17 protein-coding genes are annotated in these 16,999 nt (G+C 54.4%); 5 read left to right on the plus strand and 12 right to left on the minus strand.

The features are described 5' to 3' along the window. Nucleotides 1–38 precede the first annotated feature (38 nt). Complete coding sequence (gene gyrA / locus WJU16_RS24770) at nucleotides 39–2,666, minus strand: DNA gyrase subunit A (RefSeq protein ID WP_341836040.1); 2,628 nt, start codon at nucleotides 2,664–2,666, stop codon at nucleotides 39–41. Between the two features lie 333 nt (nucleotides 2,667–2,999). On the opposite strand from gyrA, the gene WJU16_RS24775 reads away from it, so the two are divergent. Next, nucleotides 3,000–4,325, plus strand: a complete 1,326-nt coding sequence (locus WJU16_RS24775; RefSeq protein WP_341836041.1) for a saccharopine dehydrogenase C-terminal domain-containing protein — start codon at nucleotides 3,000–3,002, stop codon at nucleotides 4,323–4,325. Nucleotides 4,326–4,453: 128 nt separating this feature from the next. On the opposite strand, the gene WJU16_RS24780 is transcribed toward WJU16_RS24775, so the two are convergent. The 6 genes from WJU16_RS24780 to pdhA all read right to left on the minus strand — a co-directional run bounded on the left by WJU16_RS24780 (nucleotide 4,454) and on the right by pdhA (nucleotide 8,655). After that, entirely contained in the window at nucleotides 4,454–5,137 is a 684-nt protein-coding gene (locus WJU16_RS24780; RefSeq protein ID WP_341836042.1) for a Sir2 family NAD-dependent protein deacetylase, read from the minus strand. A 41-nt stretch (nucleotides 5,138–5,178) separates the two neighbouring features. Next, the gene (locus WJU16_RS24785) at nucleotides 5,179–5,586 is read right to left on the minus strand and encodes an EVE domain-containing protein (RefSeq protein WP_126243817.1); all 408 of its coding nucleotides are present in this window, start codon (nucleotides 5,584–5,586) and stop codon (nucleotides 5,179–5,181) included. A 24-nt stretch (nucleotides 5,587–5,610) separates the two neighbouring features. Further along, nucleotides 5,611–6,330, minus strand: a complete 720-nt coding sequence (locus WJU16_RS24790; protein WP_298715029.1) for a (Fe-S)-binding protein — start codon at nucleotides 6,328–6,330, stop codon at nucleotides 5,611–5,613. 77 nt (nucleotides 6,331–6,407) lie between these two features. Further along, on the minus strand, nucleotides 6,408–6,911 hold the full coding sequence (gene ribH, locus WJU16_RS24795) for a 6,7-dimethyl-8-ribityllumazine synthase (RefSeq protein ID WP_341836043.1): 504 nt from the start codon (nucleotides 6,909–6,911) through the stop codon (nucleotides 6,408–6,410). A gap of 8 nt (nucleotides 6,912–6,919) precedes the next feature. Beyond that, nucleotides 6,920–7,621, minus strand: coding sequence for a tetratricopeptide repeat protein (locus WJU16_RS24800; RefSeq protein ID WP_341836044.1), 702 nt, complete (start codon nucleotides 7,619–7,621; stop codon nucleotides 6,920–6,922). Nucleotides 7,622–7,662: 41 nt separating this feature from the next. Then, nucleotides 7,663–8,655, minus strand: a complete 993-nt coding sequence (gene pdhA, locus WJU16_RS24805) for a pyruvate dehydrogenase (acetyl-transferring) E1 component subunit alpha (protein ID WP_404980354.1) — start codon at nucleotides 8,653–8,655, stop codon at nucleotides 7,663–7,665. A 138-nt stretch (nucleotides 8,656–8,793) separates the two neighbouring features. Between pdhA and recF the strand changes: the two genes are divergently transcribed. Then, complete coding sequence (gene recF / locus WJU16_RS24810) at nucleotides 8,794–9,882, plus strand: DNA replication/repair protein RecF (protein WP_341836046.1); 1,089 nt, start codon at nucleotides 8,794–8,796, stop codon at nucleotides 9,880–9,882. Between the two features lie 10 nt (nucleotides 9,883–9,892). Here the strand turns inward: recF and WJU16_RS24815 are convergent, their stop codons facing one another. Then, the gene (locus WJU16_RS24815; RefSeq protein WP_298715037.1) at nucleotides 9,893–10,054 is read right to left on the minus strand and encodes a DUF1328 domain-containing protein; all 162 of its coding nucleotides are present in this window, start codon (nucleotides 10,052–10,054) and stop codon (nucleotides 9,893–9,895) included. A 133-nt stretch (nucleotides 10,055–10,187) separates the two neighbouring features. On the opposite strand from WJU16_RS24815, the gene WJU16_RS24820 reads away from it, so the two are divergent. Then, a complete protein-coding gene (locus WJU16_RS24820; RefSeq protein WP_341836047.1) occupies nucleotides 10,188–11,411 on the plus strand; it encodes a TCR/Tet family MFS transporter in 1,224 nt (407 codons plus the stop codon). Here the strand turns inward: WJU16_RS24820 and WJU16_RS24825 are convergent, their stop codons facing one another. Both WJU16_RS24825 and WJU16_RS24830 read right to left on the minus strand, forming a co-directional pair. Beyond that, on the minus strand, nucleotides 11,412–12,065 hold the full coding sequence (locus WJU16_RS24825) for an NAD(P)-binding domain-containing protein (protein ID WP_341836048.1): 654 nt from the start codon (nucleotides 12,063–12,065) through the stop codon (nucleotides 11,412–11,414). Between the two features lie 45 nt (nucleotides 12,066–12,110). After that, nucleotides 12,111–12,848: a menaquinone biosynthesis protein gene (locus WJU16_RS24830; RefSeq protein WP_341836049.1), complete on the minus strand. Its 738-nt coding sequence runs from the start codon at nucleotides 12,846–12,848 to the stop codon at nucleotides 12,111–12,113. A gap of 92 nt (nucleotides 12,849–12,940) precedes the next feature. Between WJU16_RS24830 and purB the strand changes: the two genes are divergently transcribed. Continuing rightward, complete coding sequence (gene purB, locus WJU16_RS24835) at nucleotides 12,941–14,281, plus strand: adenylosuccinate lyase (RefSeq protein ID WP_341836050.1); 1,341 nt, start codon at nucleotides 12,941–12,943, stop codon at nucleotides 14,279–14,281. Then, complete coding sequence (locus WJU16_RS24840) at nucleotides 14,281–14,679, plus strand: thiol-disulfide oxidoreductase DCC family protein (RefSeq protein ID WP_341836051.1); 399 nt, start codon at nucleotides 14,281–14,283, stop codon at nucleotides 14,677–14,679. The genes purB and WJU16_RS24840 overlap by 1 nt, the downstream gene beginning before the upstream one ends. Before the next feature lie 328 nt (nucleotides 14,680–15,007). Here WJU16_RS24840 and WJU16_RS24845 read toward each other — a convergent pair whose 3' ends face one another. Together WJU16_RS24845 and WJU16_RS24850 are read right to left on the minus strand one after the other, a co-directional pair. Further along, a complete protein-coding gene (locus WJU16_RS24845; protein ID WP_341836052.1) occupies nucleotides 15,008–15,874 on the minus strand; it encodes an FKBP-type peptidyl-prolyl cis-trans isomerase in 867 nt (288 codons plus the stop codon). Nucleotides 15,875–15,929: 55 nt separating this feature from the next. After that, nucleotides 15,930–16,934, minus strand: a complete 1,005-nt coding sequence (locus tag WJU16_RS24850) for a DHH family phosphoesterase (RefSeq protein ID WP_341836053.1) — start codon at nucleotides 16,932–16,934, stop codon at nucleotides 15,930–15,932. Between the last annotated feature and the right edge of the window lie 65 nt (nucleotides 16,935–16,999).

Genomic DNA, 16,999 nt, shown 5'->3' on the forward strand with positions numbered 1-16,999 from the left:
CTCAGGTTTTTAAATAATTATCGTTAATTGTTAGTGGTTTATTCTTCTGCAGGCTGTCCCGCGTCTTCACTGGCCGCTTCCTCACCGTTTCCGGCATCTTCAGCACCTTCTGCGTTTTCACCGGTACCTTCCGCGCTTTCTGCGCCTTCAGCACCTTCTGCTCCTTCAACTCCTTCCACAACTTCTTCTTCCTCCTGCTCGTCGAGCCGTGCCACTGCCGCTATTTCGTCAGACTCGTCCATACGGATAAGCCTTACGCCCTGCGTAGCGCGCCCTGCTTCACGGACATCGCCCACTGCCATACGGATGGTAATGCCTGATTTACAGGTGATCATGAGGTCGTTGTTCTCAGTAACGTCCAGGATGGCGATCAATGGACCGGTTTTTTCAGTTACGCTGATAGTCTTAACCCCTTTGCCCCCGCGATTGGTGATACGGTACTCCTCGATGTCGGTACGTTTGCCGAAGCCTTTTTCGGAAACCACGAGCACGGTTTTCGTCTTGTCTTCCTTATCAACACAAATCATACCAACAACTTCGTCTTTCTCGTTATCTACCTCGATGCCGCGTACCCCGATGGCGCCGCGCCCTGTGTCGCGCACGGTATTTTCAGGGAAACGGATCGCGCGGCCGCTCTTCACGGCCATCATGATTTCGCTGTTGCCGTTGGTTAGCTTGGCTTCCAGCAGCTGGTCGCCGTCATTCACCGTGATGGCGTTCACGCCATTGGTGCGCGGGCGGCTGAACTCTTCCAGCAGGGTTTTCTTGATGATACCGTTGCGGGTGCAGAGTACGATGTAGTGGTTGTTGATGAAGTCCTTATCGCCCAGGTCCTTGATATCGATGATCGCGCGGATCTTGTCGTCTGACGGGAGCTGGATGAGGTTCTGGATGGCGCGGCCCTTGCTGGCTTTCTCCCCTTCGGGGATTTCGTACACCTTCAGCCAGTAGCAACGGCCTTTTTCGGTGAAGAACAGCATGGTATGGTGCGTGGAAGCCACGAACAGGTGCTCGATGTAATCTTCGTCACGCGTTTTGCCGCCGATCGCCCCGCGGCCGCCGCGTTTCTGCTGGCGGTAGTCGTAAGCGGAAGTGCGTTTGATGTAACCGAGATGGGAAATGGTGATTACCACGTCTTCTTCGGCGATGATATCTTCGATGCGCATTTCGGCCGCCAGGTACTGGATCTCAGTTTTCCGTTCGTCGCCGAACTTCTTTTTCACTTCTTCCAGTTCCGTTTTGATAATGCCCATACGCAGGCCTTCGTCTGCCAGGATCTCTTTCAGTCTGCCGATCAACTGCATGATTTCTTCGTATTCTTCGCGGATTTTATCGCGCTCCATGCCTGTCAAACGCTGGAGGCGCAGTTCCAGGATGGCTTTCGCCTGGATTTCGCTCAGGCCGAAGTTGCTCATCAGCCCTTCCCTTGCCACGTCCGGTGTAGCGGAGTTGCGGATAAGGGCGATCACTTCGTCGAGGTGGTCCAGCGCGATGAGGTAACCCGCCAGGATGTGGGCTTTCTTTTCCGCTTCGCGCAATTCGTAAGCAGTACGGCGGGTCACTACTTCGTGGCGGAATTCGATAAATTCTTCCAGCAGCTCCTTCAGGTTCATGATCCTGGGGCGGCCTTTCACGAGCACCACGTTGTTGATGCCGTAAGAAGTCTGCAACTCGGAATATTTGTACAGCTGGTTGATGATCACGTTGGGGATCGCTTCGCGCTTGAGATCGATCACCAGGCGCATGCCTTCGCGGTCGCTCTCGTCGCGCACGTCGGAAATCCCTTCGATTACCTTGTCGTTCACCAGCTGCGCGATTTTCTGGTGCAGCACGGCTTTGTTCACCTGGTAAGGCAATTCGTAAATCACCAGTCTTTCCTTACCGGTTTTGCTGGTCTCCGAATTGATCTTACCGCGTACTACTACCCTGCCACGGCCGGTTTCGAAGCCCGCTTTTACGCCTTCGAAGCCATAGATGATACCGCCGGTCGGGAAGTCGGGCGCTTTGATATGTTTGATGAGTTCTTCAACGGTGATGTTGCGGTCGTCGATCATGGCCGTCAGACCATCCACGAGCTCGGAGAGATTGTGGGGCATGATGTTGGTGGCCATCCCTACCGCGATACCGGACGCGCCGTTGGCGAGCAGGTTGGGAATGCGGGTGGGCAGTACCAGGGGCTCCTGCAACGTATCGTCGAAGTTGAGCGTGAAATCCACCGTATCCTTATCGAGGTCTTCCAGCATGGCTTCCGCGAACTTCTGGAGGCGGACCTCCGTATAACGCATGGCCGCAGGCATATCGCCGTCGATGGAACCGAAGTTACCCTGACCGTCGATCAGCATATACCGCAGCGACCAGGGCTGCGCCATGCGAACCATGGTGTCGTAAACGGACGAGTCGCCGTGCGGGTGGTATTTACCCATTACGTCCCCAACAACACGGGCAGATTTCTTGTAAGGTTTGTTATGCGTATTCCCCAGTTCATACATGCCAAACAGCACGCGGCGGTGAACAGGTTTGAAACCATCCCTTACATCCGGCAACGCGCGGCCCACGATCACAGACATCGAATAATCGATGTAAGCGGTCTTCATCTGCTCCTCAATGTTGATCTGAACAATTCTACCTTCCTTTTGATTGTCTTGATTGTCCGTGTTCTCTATCATTATGTTATTGGTTTACAGGTTTTTCCGTATCCTTAAATAAAGAGCAAATATAACGAATTTGAGCCGTATTCAGGCGCTATGGGGGCGGAATGTGAATAAAAATGAGGGAATATTCCTACTTTCGCATCATCTCCGGTAAATGTTCTATATATCTTAAAATTGATATATACCAGCCGATCACAAATTGGCAAGCAATTTGTTTATAACCCTATGAAAATCAGCCCTTACATTCCATTGGGAACAATATCACGAAGGTTCGGAAAAGTACACTTGTCTGAACATTCACCGGAATTTATTGTTTTCGTTTGGTAGTTTTTAACCATCGAGTCTCTTATGAAGCATGTTCTATTGTTTGGCGCCGGCAAGTCTGCGACCGTACTGATCGATTACCTGCTGGCCAACGCGCCCCGGCAAAAATGGCACATCACCGTGGCCGACAACGACCTCATGCTGATCAAATCCAAGATCGGCAAGTCGTATTATGCCACTGCAGCGGCGATCGACGTGAAGGATCCGTCCGTCCGCCAACCCCTTGTGAAGGAAACCGACCTCGTCATTTCCCTCCTTCCCCCCGCCCTCCACATCACTGTGGCGCGCGACTGCCTGCAATTCGGCAAGAACCTCCTTACCGCTTCCTATGTGGATCCGGAAATCCGCCAGCTCGAAAAAGAAATCGAAGCCGCCGGCCTCCTCTTCATGTACGAAATGGGCCTCGATCCCGGAATCGATCACATGTCCGCCATGAAACTCATCCAGTCGATCGAGAAAAAAGGCGGCCAGATCTCCTGCTTCCGCTCCTATTGCGGCGGCCTCATTTCCCCCGAAAGCAACGACAACCCCTGGCAGTACAAAATCTCCTGGAATGCCCGGAACATCGTACTGGCAGGCTCCTCCGGCGCCATCTACCGCGAAAAGGGAAAAGTGAAGGAAGTGCCCTATGAACACCTGTTCGACCAGTCCAAAACCATCCAGGTGCCCGGCCTCGGCAAACTCGCCTGGTATCCCAACCGCGATTCCCTCAACTACACCGATATCTACAACCTTTCCAATATCCCCACCTTCATGCGCGCCACCCTACGCTACCCCGACTTCTGCGAAGGCTGGAACGCGATCGTTAAACTGGGGCTGACAAACGATAAGGAGAAACAACAGACCGACAAGCTCACCTACGCCGGCTGGACCACCCGGCACATCTCCGCCGACCCCAACCTCTCCGCAGAAGAAAATGTCGCGCAGTTCCTTGGCGTTTCGTCCAAAAGCAAACTTATCCGCCAACTGAAATTTTTAGGGATTTTAAACGGGGATTTGATTAACTTAGGAGAACAAACCGACGCGGGCGTCCTGCAACATGTGCTCGAAGCCCGCCTGAGAATGGAACCATCCGACAAAGACATGATCGTCATGCTCCACGAAATCGAGTTCGAGCGGCGGAACATGAGCACTAAGTTATCAAGTTATATGATCGTGCAGGGAGAAGACAATCTGCGCACCGCAATGGCAAAAACCGTAGGTCTGCCCCTGGGTATCCTGGCGAAGCTCGTGCTCTCCGGCCAGGTGAGCCTCACCGGGCTCCAGATCCCCATAATGCCGGAAATCTACAATCCCGTCCTCCGCGAACTGGAGGAATTCGATATCAGGTTCGAGGAATCTTTCGACTAACCAAAAAGTATTGCTACCGGCCAACGATTCAACCCGCGCACGGGATCAAGTCATTTTTCCTATGACTACTCCTATTCAGAGGAGGTTGAACATGTGAAAGTATGGGCCGCCCGGTTTGGGCGGCTTTTTTATGGGCGTAACAATCGCAGCAACTCCCCCACGCCTTCCGTCGCAGGCTTCTCGATCAGCGTCCAGTCGTGCGAATCGCTCACCGGCGGGATCTTCTTGTCGATGATGTACCGCGGTACATCCGCCCGCAGGTAATTCACCAATCCGGCTGCGGGGTACACGTTCAGCGAGGTTCCGATCAGCACGAATATATCCGCCTGTACGATCTCCAGCACCGCTGGCTGGATCATGCTCACATCTTCCCCGAACCATACCACGTGCGGACGGAACTGCCCGCCGTCCGGAGCCACCTGCCCCATGGCGATATCTTCCCGGATATCGTAGAGTTTGGTTTCGTCATGCACGCTGCGCATTTTCAGGATTTCTCCATGCAGGTGAAGCACCCGCGAAGAGCCGCCCCGTTCATGCAGGTCGTCGATGTTCTGGGTAATGATGCGCACGTCGTACCACTGTTCCAGCGCTGCCAGTCCGGTATGGGCGGCGTTGGGCCGTGCGGCAAGCACGTCTTTGCGGCGCAGGTTGTAGAATTCCTGTACGAGGGAAGGGTTCTGCTGCCAGCCGGAGGGTGAGGCGACTTCGTAGACGTCGTGGCCTTCCCAGAGACCGTCTGAGTCTCTGAAAGTCCGGAGGCCGCTTTCGGCGCTGATGCCTGCACCTGTGAGCACGACGAGTTTGGGTTTCATGTTCGTTGGGTTTGAAGGGGAACGAAAAAGAAATGGCGGGTTTACATACCCGCCATTTCCATGATTTTTTCAAATTCTTCGGGCTTCACCGTTCCGACCGACAAGCGGCCGAGCCGGATGAGGTCCATGTTGGCGAGGCTTTTCTCGGCTTTTATCTGCGCGAGGGTGACGGGCTTTTTAAGCTTCTTCACCGGTGCGAGGTCTACTGCCAGCCAGGCGGGATCGGGCGTGGTGGGGTCCTGGTAGGATTCCTTTACCACTTTGGCGATGCCTACGATTTCCAGGCCTTCGTTGCTATGGTACCACAATACCTGGTCTCCTTTCTTCATGGAGCGGAGGTTGTTGCGGGCGGCGTAGTTGCGGACACCGTCCCAGAACGTCTGCTTGTCTTTCACGAATTGGTCCCAGGAATATTTGAACGGTTCCGATTTCACTAACCAGTATTGCATTCCGAATTGCTTTATGATGCGGGGTTACCAGCCGCTGGCCAGTACGTCCGCGATGTGCATGATTTTGATGTTTTGTCCGTGTTTGCGGATGTAGCCGTCGAGGTGCATGAGGCAGCTGAGGTCGGTGGAGATAAGGTAATCCGCGCCGGTATCAGCCGAGTTATGCACTTTCTGTTCGCCCATGCCGAGGGAGATGGGTTTAAACTTCACGGCGAAGGTGCCTCCGAATCCGCAGCAGGTTTCCGATTCGTTCATTTCGCGCAGCTCCAGGCCTTTCACGTTGGCCAGCAGTTTGCGCGGGCCTTCCTTGATGCCGCATTCGCGCAGGGCGCCGCAGGCGTCGTGATAGGTGCCAACGCCTTCGAGGGTAGCGCCGAGATCGGTGACTTTCAGTACGTCGGTCAGGAATTCGGTGAACTCATACAGGTTTTTGCGGAGCAGCTTCACGTCGTTATGCGCGGCGGAATTATCGAACAGTTTGCCGTAATAGTTGCGCACGAATCCGGTGCAAGAGCCGCTGGGCGCCACGATATAGTCGTATACGTGGAAGTCTTTGAGAAATTTGGTGGCTACGCTCCGGCATTCGTCCTGGTAACCTGCGTTAAAAGCGGGCTGTCCGCAGCAGGTTTGGTTAGGGTTGTAATGCACGGTGCAGCCCAGTTTCTCTAGGACTTTCACCATATTGAAGGCGGTTTCAGGAAAGAGCTGGTCTACGAAGCACGGAATGAAAAGATGTACGTTCATGCTGATGGTATCAGTTTGGGTAATGAGCAGTCAAAGTTACGGGCTTCCAGCATTCGATACTGCTGTAAACTTCGCTTTTATCGGGCACTTTTTGCCAACTGACGTTGAAATCCGATCATCTTCAGTGCGGTGAGCGCGCCTTCTTCTCCTTTGTGGCCATGCGCGCCGCCGAGGCGGTCGGTAGCCTGTTCCACCGTGTTCACGGTGAGTACGCCGAAAATGACGGGAACGGGGAGTTCGAGGTTGAGTTGAAGGATACCATCGGTTACAGCGTTGCAGACATAATCGAAGTGCGGAGTTTCTCCACGGATGACGCAGCCGAAGGCGATGATGGCCGAAGGTTGCAGGCCGGTGCCGCGGGTTTGTTCCCAGATTTGTTTGCAGGCGAAGGGCAGCTCGAAGGAGCCGGGCACGATATGGGTGCGGTGGGCGATTTTATATTCGTCGAGCGTGCGCTGGCAGCCTGCCACCAGTTCGTTGGTGACGAAATCGTTCCATTCTGTAGATACAATAACAACACTGGCACCTTCCAGTTGAAGAGTGCCAGTGTTGTTGAGTAAAGTCTGATTATGTACGGACATTTCCCGGATTATTTCACCACGCCCAATCTTGCCAGGTATTTCTCCATTTCACGGCCTTCGTTGGTGCGGGGGTATTTTTGTTTGATTTGTTGGTAAACGGCGATCGCTTCATCAGGTTTGTTGGCTTTTTCTAGTGCCAGGCCTGCGCGCATGAGGTACATGGGCGAAGTGATCTCGTTATCGGAAGCGCCTGCTTTTTTGTAGTAGCTCACTGCGTCGGCGGCGTTGTTCAGTTCCATGTAAGCATCGCCGATGAGGCCGTTTGCGATGGAAGATACAACGAGGTCGTTGCTGGAGAACTGTTTCAGCTGGTCGATGCCTTTCTGGTATTCGCCGAGGCGAACATGGCAAACGCCTGCGTAGTAACGGGCGAGGTTACCGGCTTTGGTGCTGCCGTATTTGTCGATCACCTGGAGGAAACCGTAATTGTTGCCGTCACCGTTGAGGGCTTTGGCCAGGGAATCGGCCGCGAAGAAGTTCTGCGCCTGGAAGATGGCTACCTGCGCTTTCTCTTCCGCCGGTGCTTTTACAAAACGCTTGTAGGCGAAGTATCCGCCGAAGCCGATCACAAAAGCCAGCACCACGATATTGATGATGTTCTTGTTCTTGCCGTAGAAATCAGAAGCCCTGTCCGCAGTGGCCTGCAGATCGAAGTCCTGTTTTTTCACCGCCGCATCGGGCTGTTTGGTGTTTGCTTTATTTTCTGCCATGGTTGTTTGCATAAAATATAATAGGTAGACAGGGAAATGGATTAGTCGACGATGAACGGATAATCTTCTTGAATATAAACATCTTTCAGCAGCTCGTCGTCGGCCGGCCAGGGGCTTTCTTCCGCGAAGTTCACGGATTCTTCCACTTCAGCCTTCACTCTTTCGGCGATCGTATCCAGATCTGCCTGCGTGGCCCATTTGTTTTTCAGGAGCGTTTGCTCAACGATGGTCAGCGGATCCCTGTTCTTATATTCTTCCACTTCTTCCTTGGTGCGGTATTTAGCCGGGTCGGACATGGAGTGGCCGCGGTAGCGGTATGTTTTGATTTCCAGCAGGGTGGGCCCGCCGCCTTCCCGTGCACGGGTTACCGCACGGGCGATGCCTTCGTGAACGGCTTCGCAGCTCATGCCGTCGATCGAATCGGCGGGCATCTCGTAAGCATCTGCCAGTTTGTAAATGTCAAGTACGTTGGAAGTGCGCTCCACGGATGTACCCATAGCGTAATGGTTGTTCTCGCAGATGAATACTACGGGAAGTTTCCACAGCATGGCCATGTTGAACGTTTCGTGCAGCATACCCTGGCGGGCGGCGCCGTCGCCGAAGAATGCCAATACCGCGTTATCGGTACCCAGGTACTGCTCGGCGAATGCCAGGCCTGCACCGGTCCCTATTTGTGCGCCCACGATACCGTGGCCGCCGAAAAAGCCGTGTTCCTTGGAGAAAAAGTGCATCGATCCGCCTTTACCTTTGGAGCAGCCGGTAGCTTTACCATACAGCTCGGCCATGCAGGCCTTCGCAGAAATTCCTTTCGCGATCGCCAATGCGTGGTCGCGGTATGCCGTAATGAATTTATCGCCGGGTTTCGTAGCCGTCATAGCACCTGCCGCGATCGCCTCCTGACCAATGTACAGGTGACAGAAACCGCGTATCTTCTGCATTCCGTATAATTGCCCTGCCTTCTCCTCGAAGCGACGCAGTAACAGCATCAATTCGTACCAGTACAGATATGTCTCTTTGGTGAATTTCGTTTTCACGTCTGTTAAAGTTTGCACTATTTCTAAATTTGTTCGCAAATATAACAGGAAAATCTGCAAATTCAAGCAATTTTGCAGAAGGATGTCTTAACCCCTTGCGGCAGACGGCATTCCGGCAGATTAAATGAATCAGACAGCTTGTTGACATTATCCTCCATAGCGCTCACGCAATTCAAGAATTATTCGCACCGCACCTTCCGGTTCCATTCCCGCATCGTCGGCATCACCGGCCGCAACGGTTCGGGCAAAACCAACCTGCTCGACGCGATATACTATCTCTGTTTCACCAAAAGTTATTTCTCCACCGCCGAAAGCCAGAACGTGCAATATACTATGAACGGCTTCCGGCTGGAAGCGCAGCTCCGCCGCCACGCCCAGGATGAAAAGATCGTGTGCACCGTGAAAGACGGTAAAAAGGATATCGCCCTCAACGATGAGCCCTACGACCGCTTTTCCCGCCATATCGGCCATTTCCCCGCCGTCATGATCGCGCCGGACGATGCCGAAATCATCCTCGGTGGCTCGGAAGACCGCCGCAAGTGGCTTGACGGCCTCCTGTCGCAGCTCGTGCCCGGGTATCTCGACCATCTTCTTGCCTACCATAAAGTACTCCAGCAGCGGAATTCCCTGCTCAAGACCATGGCCTCCCTGATCCACAGCCCCGATCCGCTCCTCGATATATTCGACGAGCAGCTGGTGCAGCACGGAACGCCCGTCTACGAAGCCCGCAAAGCCTTCCTTCCCGCATTCATCGACCAGGTACAGGAACGCTACGATTACCTGGCCGGCAGCCACGAAACCGTCGCCTTCCGCTACCAGAGCCAGCTCAACGAACAGCCCCTGGCGCAATTGCTGGCCCAGTCGCGGCTCCGTGATAAGCAGGTGCAGCGCACGACACAGGGCATCCACCGCGACGACCTGCTGTTCCTGCTCGACGAGCATCCTATGAAAACGAGCGCCTCGCAAGGCCAGCGCAAGAGCTTTTTGTTTGCTCTCAAACTGGCGCAATACGAGGCGATCCGCGCGCACAAGCGCTTCCCTCCCATCCTGTTGCTGGATGATGTATTTGAAAAACTGGACCAGGAAAGAGTTTCCCGGCTGATCCGACTGGTGTTGCAACCCGATTACGGGCAGGTATTCATTACCGATACACACGGGGACCGCCTCCGGGAGGCTTTCGCCGCCTGTCCGGATGCCATCCAGCTTATTTCCATGCAGGAAGCCTGAAATTCCGGCCTTAACGGCGCATCAGTCCTCCGATGAGGGAAATCACGAACAGGACGAGGAAAATGAAGAAGAGGATTTTAGCAATGCCCACGGCGCCCGCCGCGATGCCGCCGAATCCGAATATAGCCGCTACAATGGCGATGATCAGGAAAATAACTGCCCAACGTAACATAATAAAGGGTTTTAAAGTGAAACAATGATGTGATATGGAGTGTCAGGCAAACATCATTCCATGAATGCAATATGTCATTTTACCCTACTCTCCTTCCCTTATTCCTGTAGTTTTGCGCAAATTTCACCACACTATGCGGCGCTTTTCGGGACCATTGGCATTCATTTTCATTACATTACTGATCGATTTCATCGGATTCGGGATCATTATCCCGGTGGTGCCAAAGCTGATCGAACAACTGATCGGCGGCAACGAAAGCGACGCTTCGTGGTACGGTGGCTGGCTCACCTTCGCATATGCCATCATGCAGTTCTTTTTCGCGCCTATCCTTGGGGGGCTGAGCGATAAGTACGGCCGCCGGCCCGTATTGCTGTTATCCATGGCCGGTATGGGGATCGATTACCTGTTCCTCGCCTATGCGCCCAATATCTTCTGGCTGTTTGTGGGAAGGATCATCATCGGGATCACGGGCGCCAGTATGACGGCCGCTTCCGCCTATATCGCAGACATCAGCACGCCTGAAAAACGCGCGCAGAACTTCGGGCTCCTGGGTTCGGCTTTCGGCGTTGGTTTCATATTAGGCCCCGTTATCGGCGGAACAGTGAGCGAGCACTGGGGCCTGCGGGCGCCTTTTTTCCTCACGGCCGGCATGTCGCTGCTGAATGCGCTGTACGGATATTTCATCCTCCCGGAATCCCTCAAACCGGAAAACCGCCGGGCTTTCAGCTGGGCGCGCGCCAACCCCTGGGGCGGGCTGCGGCAAATGAAGCAATACCGGAATATTTATCCGCTGCTCGGCGCGGTGGTGCTCATTTTCACGGCTATCCACGCCATCCAGAGCAACTGGACCTATTACACTATGCTGGTTTTCAACTGGTCGACCGGAATGGTGGGGTATTCGCTTTCTTTTTCAGGGATGATGACCATCATCGTACAGGGTGTACTGATCCGGTGGTTGCTGCCTAAGATCGGCTACAGCCGGGCGGTGTATATCGGTTTGCTGATTTACGGGATTTCTTTCCTGCTGTTCGGCCTGGCCACGGCCGGCTGGATGATGTTCGCCATCCTGGCGTTTTACGGCCTGGGCGGTATTTTCGGGCCCAGTCTGCAAGGGATTATCTCCAACCAGGTGCCACCCGACGAGCAGGGCGAACTGCAAGGCACCTTCACCAGCCTGATCAGCCTCACCAACATCGTGGGGCCCCTGCTCATGACGGGCCTCTTCCATTTCTTCACGCAAGACACGGCGCCGATGTACTTCCCGGCCGCGCCCTTCGTAATGGCCGCTGTTCTCACGCTGTGGGGCGCGATGCTGGCCATCCGGGCGTTCCGGAAGCATACGAAAACAGCAGCCTGATTATTTGCGGAGCAGGGCGAAGGCATGGTCCCAGGTGCCGTTACGGAAGCCGTATGCGCACCAGATCACGGCGAGGGACTCGAGGTGGCGGCTCATGGCGATGTCGCCGGTATCCACCACATCTTTCCAGCCCAGCTGTCCGAGAATGTCGGTTACGGCGAGTTTGGCGAGGTCGTCGTTTCCGGCGATGAACATGGCCGGCGTACCTTGCGAAAAGGCCGGTGCGATCATGCCGGAATTGCCGATGGAGTTGAGGGCTTTCACGACGTGGGCTTCCTGGAGCCAGCTTTGTACCTGTTCCCCGCCCGAGCGGGCGTTGCCTGTGGAGAGATGCAGGCGCCCCGAAGCGTCGGGGCCCTTGCCGTCGAGCGGGTTGGTCACGTCGATCACGATTTTTTTCTTGAAATTCCAGATACCGGCCATTTCGATGGCGGCTTTGGTGCCGGTCCACCCGGTGCAAAGCACCACCACATCCCCGAATGCGGCCGTTTCCGAGTATGTGCCTGCCTGGGCGGCGGGGTGCGCCGCTTGCCAATCCAGCAAGCCTTCCTTTTGCGTGTGCCGGGTACCGATCATCACCTGATGGCCGCGCGCCAGGAATGCGCCGGCCAGTGTCAGCCCTACATCGCCGGACCCGAGGATGGCGATCTTCATACCGAACAGATTTGCTCTATCCTAATTTAAGCAAATCCTGCGGGATTATTGCAGGTAAGCCAGAAAACGCTGCAGCCCCTGGCGCTTGCTGGGCGTGAGGCGGTAGCTGACGTTTTTGGTGTAGTAGACCGTCAGGTCATAAGGCCCGTACGTGTTTTCGGCGACCACCGCGGGGATGTTGTTCAGCCCGATGGCATTGGCGTCGTTGAACTGCTGGATGAATTCGATGGGCAACGGCTTGTTGCTGATCCAGGCGGCGAACACGAAAGGCAGGCTCGTAAACCGGATCCAGTGCTCGGCCAGGTCGAAGATAAACGACGAAATCAGCCGCTGTTCCAGGGCCCTGTCGCCGATCACCAGTCCAGCGTCGGTACCGGTGATGAGGTGCTGGTAGTCGCCCGTGGTTTCCACGAACTCGACGTCCAGCTTCCAGTATTCGCGTACAAGCACTTTCAGGAGCGCCACAGAAGTGCGGCTCTGGTAGTCGAGGAAAATTCTTTTAATATCTTTCAGGGGTACTTCGCTGAAGAGGCAAACGGAGGCAACGGGGCCTTCCGCACCGATGCAGAAATCGGAAATGATATGCGATTCCTTCAGTTTGGGGATGATCGCCACGGGAACCAGCCCTACATCCACCGTTCCATCTATCAGCTGCGCGGCTATTTTAGCCGGGTAATCCGCCGTCAGCTCCATGTTCCGCAGTACCGGGTGTTCCCTGAATCCGTATAATAAAGGCTTCGTATTCAGATAACTCACTGCTGCTACTTTTACTTTCCGTTCCAATTTCTGTAATTTTGAGCCTGCTAAATTAAAGTAATTCCCGTAATTACCTGCTTTGGGATAACCGGGGGCTTTATTGACAGGATAATATTAACATGATGCAATTACAAGCTTTAACTGCGATTTCCCCGGTAGACGGGCGTTACAGAGGCCAGCTCGAAGAACTGGCCCCTTATTTTTCCGAATATGCGTTGATCCGTTACCGGGTACAGGTGGAGGTGGAATACTTCATCGCCCTGTCCGAACAGAAGCTGTTCACCCTCCCCAAAGCCAAATTGCCAGCCCTGCGCGCCATCTACCGAGATTTCACCGTGGAGCAGGCCCAGCTGGTGAAAGACACTGAAAAAGTGACCAACCACGACGTGAAAGCCGTGGAATACTTCCTGAAAAACGAGCTGAAGCGCCTCGGGCTGGAAGATAAGCTGGAATGGGTGCATTTCGGCCTCACTTCCCAGGACGTGAACAACACCGCCACGCCCCTGCTCTGGAAAGACGCCATCGAACACGTATACCTCCCGGCCATTTCCAATCTCATCCTCCACCTGAAGAAGCTGGCGAAGGAATGGAAAGCCATTCCCATGCTCGCCCGCACCCACGGCCAGCCTGCTTCCCCCACTATCCTGGGCAAAGAGATCCAGGTGTTCGTGGAGCGCCTCGAAGGCCAGATCAAACTCCTCGGCGAAATCCCCTTCGCCGCCAAATTCGGCGGTGCTACCGGCAACTTCAACGCCCACCATGTGGCCTTCCCGGCCATCAACTGGGAAAAGTTCGGCAACAAGTTCGTGAACAACAACCTCGGCCTGCAACGTATGCAGTATACCACCCAGATCGAGCACTACGATAATATCGCCGCGCAATTCGATACGCTGAAGCGCGTGAACAACATCCTGGTGGATTTCGCCCGCGACGTGTGGACGTACATCTCGATGGATTACTTCAAGCAGAAGATCAAGAAAAACGAAGTAGGTTCTTCCGCCATGCCGCATAAGGTGAACCCGATCGATTTCGAGAACGCCGAAGGCAACCTGGGCATCGCCAACGCGCTGTTCGAGCACCTGGCGGCCAAGCTGCCCATTTCCCGCCTGCAGCGCGACCTTACGGATTCCACGGTGCTGCGCAACGTCGGCGTTCCTTTCGCGCACAGCCTCCTGGCGCTGAAAAGCCTGGATAAAGGCCTCAACAAGCTGATCCTCAACGCTGCGAAGTTGCACGAAGACCTGGAGCACAACTGGGCCGTAGTGGCGGAAGCCATTCAGACGGTGCTGCGCCGCGAAAACTATCCCCAGCCCTACGAGGCGCTGAAGGAACTGACCCGCGGCGGGGAAGCGATCACGCAGAAAACGATGCACAAATTCATCGACGGGCTGAAGATCAGCGCGGCGCTGAAGAAAGAACTGAAAGCCATCACCCCGCATAACTACACCGGCATCCACTAATGGAAGGAAAGGTCGTCATACTGTTCGACGGCGTTTGCCGCTTTTGCAACGGCAGTGTGAATTTCGTGCTCCGCCACGACAAAGCCGGCCGTTTCCGCTTCGCGCCGCTGCAATCTGAAGCAGGGCAACGGCTGATGGCTCAACATGGCATCGACCGGGCAAAAACGGATTCGTTCGTGCTGATCAGGGATGGGAAACCATATCTCAAGAGCACGGCGGCATTGCGGGTGGCCCGCGGGCTGGGGTTTCCCTGGAACCTGCTGTGGGCCTTCATGATCGTGCCGGCATCTATCCGGAATGCAATCTACGACTGGATTGCGCGCAACCGGTACCGTTGGTTCGGGAAGATGGACGCTTGCATGGTGCCGGATGCGGACATGCGCGGTAAATTCCTTTAATCAAAACATCCGATCATAGAAAGCCCCGTTCCCGGTGAAGGAACGGGGCTTTTTTATGCCCTATGGCAGCGGGTTTATATACTGTTAATATACCTATGATATACATTACCCCTCTTTAAACCCGCTTTCATCCTGCAATAAGCCCATTTCACCGATACTATTTTCCCCCAACCGGGCGTATTAACCGTTTTATATACTTACTATATACATGCAGCAGGAATGACGTTAACGGGAAGTAGCTGTAAATTATCCGGGGCGGAAGGCGGGAGGAAAAAGAAAGCCCGGCGCGGTGGCCGGGCTTTACATATGTGCAATCTATTGCTTTTGCTTAGTTAGCGGGAGCAGGCGGTGCTGCGGGTGCTGCGGGAGCGGGTTTCACTTCGAGCAGTTCCACGTCGAACACCAGGATGCTGTTAGGCTTGATGAAGGGGCCGGAGCCGTTCAGGCCGTAAGCGAGGGAAGACGGGATCACGATCGTAGCTTTGGAACCTACTTTCAGTTGCGCCAGCGCATCGTCCCATCCCGGAATCACGCGGCCTTCGCCTACGTTGAATTTCAGGGGCTCCAGCGGCATACCGGGGCGCAGGGTGCTGTCGGTATTGGAGTCGAACTTGGTGCCGTCGAGCAGCTTGCCAGTGTAGTTCACGCTCACTTCGTCGCCGGCTTTTGCCTGTGCGCCGGTACCAACAACGGTCTCAGCGATGTAAACGCCTTTGGGAGACTTGCGGGTGTTCAGGTTGTTTTTCTTGATGTATTCAGCGATTTCCTTCTCGTCTTTTTCGTTTTGTTTGGCGGAGGAATATTTGCTTTCTACCACGAATGCCACTTTCATCACATCACCTTTCTTGGCCATGGGAGGCATTTGGGGCATGGAGTCTACCGGCAGCAGGAATACGGCGCTATCGCCTTCGGTCAGCATCGCGAAACCGTCCATGAGATCGTACTTGTTCATGGATTTTTGCAGTACCAGCGGCATGCCGGAAGGTGCCTGCTCGCGGGAAGACATCAGCGAGGAGTCGTTCAGGTAGGAAGAGAAGTGAACGAGGATGGTATCCCCTTCTTTCAGTTTTTCGCCCTTACCTTCTTTGGGAACGATGAACTCGATGCCGCCCGGTGTTTTTCTGGGCCCGCTTTTACCGCAGCTGGCCAGAGCAAGGCCTCCCAGCGCAACAAGTAACAGATTGTTTGTTTTCATCTTTACGATTGAGTTTATGAGTGTTTCAACCGGTTTTATCGGGCCGGTTAAGATTTTATTGCAATAAGTCTTCGTTCTCGTGCATGGCGCGGATAAAGCGTTGCACGGTGCGGTCCAGCGAATCGGAACTCCTGCCGCCGGAGGCGTTGAAATGGCCACCGCCTTCGAAGTATTTCCGGGCAAAGGTATTTACGTCGAAATTGCCTTTGGAGCGGAAAGACAGCTTTACTTCCGAATTCCGGTCGATGATCAGCGCCGCTAATTTAATGCCTTGGATGGATAAAAGGAAATTTACCAGTCCTTCGGTGTCCCCCGTTTGCAGATCGAACCGTTTCAGGTCGCTGTACGGGATGGCCATGATGGCCGTATTGGTCTCATAAAACACTTCCATCCGGTTCAGGAGGCTGTGCCCGATGAAGCGGAGGCGGTTTTCGAGGAAGTTATCGTAAATGGCCTGATGGATGTATTCGTGCTCCAGCCCTCTTTCCAGCAAATCGGCCACCATCCGGTGAACGCGGGCGCTGGTGGATGCGAACCGGAAGGATCCGGTATCCGTCATGGTGCCGGCATAGATGCACTGGGCGATGTCGTTGTCGATGTAATGTTCGTCGCCCAGGCGGTAGATCATCTCATATACCAGCTGCGCGGTGGAGGCGGCGGAGGTGTCGCTCACGCCGAAATCGAACACCGGTTGGGGTTCAAGGTGGTGGTCGATGAGGACTTTCACGCTGTGGAGCCTTTCCAGGTGGGGTTCCATGTTCCGGGTACGGCTCATGGCGTTGAAGTCGAGGCAGAAGAGGATTTCGGTGCCTTCAAGGGCTTTCATGGCCTTGTCGTTCTGCGATTCGAAATCCACCACCTGGTCGCAACCGGGCATCCATTTGAGGAAATCAGGGAAATTGGTGGGCGAAATAACGGTGACGTCGTGCCCTTTCCGACGGAGATAATGAAACATGGCCAGTGAAGAGCCCATGGCGTCGGCATCGGGTTTCTGATGCATGGTGATGACCACCTTCTTGGGGCTTTCCAGCAGTGGCTTAATATCCTCGATCGGCTTCATTCCTAAAATGATGATTAGTAAAGGTTGTAGCCGCTAAAAGCGGTTATTTTCGTTTAAGCAAATGA

The organism is Chitinophaga pollutisoli, assembly GCF_038396755.1.
GTDB lineage: Bacteria > Bacteroidota > Bacteroidia > Chitinophagales > Chitinophagaceae > Chitinophaga > Chitinophaga pollutisoli.

What these genes read in the sequence shown, in the direction of transcription:
- gyrA (WP_341836040.1), bottom strand. Translation starts at nt 2,666, where the DNA reads ATGATAGAGAACACGGACAATCAAGACAATCAAAAGGAAGGTAGAATT.
- WJU16_RS24775 (WP_341836041.1), top strand. Translation starts at nt 3,000, where the DNA reads ATGAAGCATGTTCTATTGTTTGGCGCCGGCAAGTCTGCGACCGTACTG.
- WJU16_RS24780 (WP_341836042.1), bottom strand. Translation starts at nt 5,137, where the DNA reads ATGAAACCCAAACTCGTCGTGCTCACAGGTGCAGGCATCAGCGCCGAA.
- WJU16_RS24785 (WP_126243817.1), bottom strand. Translation starts at nt 5,586, where the DNA reads ATGCAATACTGGTTAGTGAAATCGGAACCGTTCAAATATTCCTGGGAC.
- WJU16_RS24790 (WP_298715029.1), bottom strand. Translation starts at nt 6,330, where the DNA reads ATGAACGTACATCTTTTCATTCCGTGCTTCGTAGACCAGCTCTTTCCT.
- ribH (WP_341836043.1), bottom strand. Translation starts at nt 6,911, where the DNA reads ATGTCCGTACATAATCAGACTTTACTCAACAACACTGGCACTCTTCAA.
- WJU16_RS24800 (WP_341836044.1), bottom strand. Translation starts at nt 7,621, where the DNA reads ATGGCAGAAAATAAAGCAAACACCAAACAGCCCGATGCGGCGGTGAAA.
- WJU16_RS24815 (WP_298715037.1), bottom strand. Translation starts at nt 10,054, where the DNA reads ATGTTACGTTGGGCAGTTATTTTCCTGATCATCGCCATTGTAGCGGCT.
- WJU16_RS24820 (WP_341836047.1), top strand. Translation starts at nt 10,188, where the DNA reads ATGCGGCGCTTTTCGGGACCATTGGCATTCATTTTCATTACATTACTG.
- WJU16_RS24825 (WP_341836048.1), bottom strand. Translation starts at nt 12,065, where the DNA reads ATGAAGATCGCCATCCTCGGGTCCGGCGATGTAGGGCTGACACTGGCC.
- purB (WP_341836050.1), top strand. Translation starts at nt 12,941, where the DNA reads ATGATGCAATTACAAGCTTTAACTGCGATTTCCCCGGTAGACGGGCGT.
- WJU16_RS24840 (WP_341836051.1), top strand. Translation starts at nt 14,281, where the DNA reads ATGGAAGGAAAGGTCGTCATACTGTTCGACGGCGTTTGCCGCTTTTGC.
- WJU16_RS24845 (WP_341836052.1), bottom strand. Translation starts at nt 15,874, where the DNA reads ATGAAAACAAACAATCTGTTACTTGTTGCGCTGGGAGGCCTTGCTCTG.
- WJU16_RS24850 (WP_341836053.1), bottom strand. Translation starts at nt 16,934, where the DNA reads ATGAAGCCGATCGAGGATATTAAGCCACTGCTGGAAAGCCCCAAGAAG.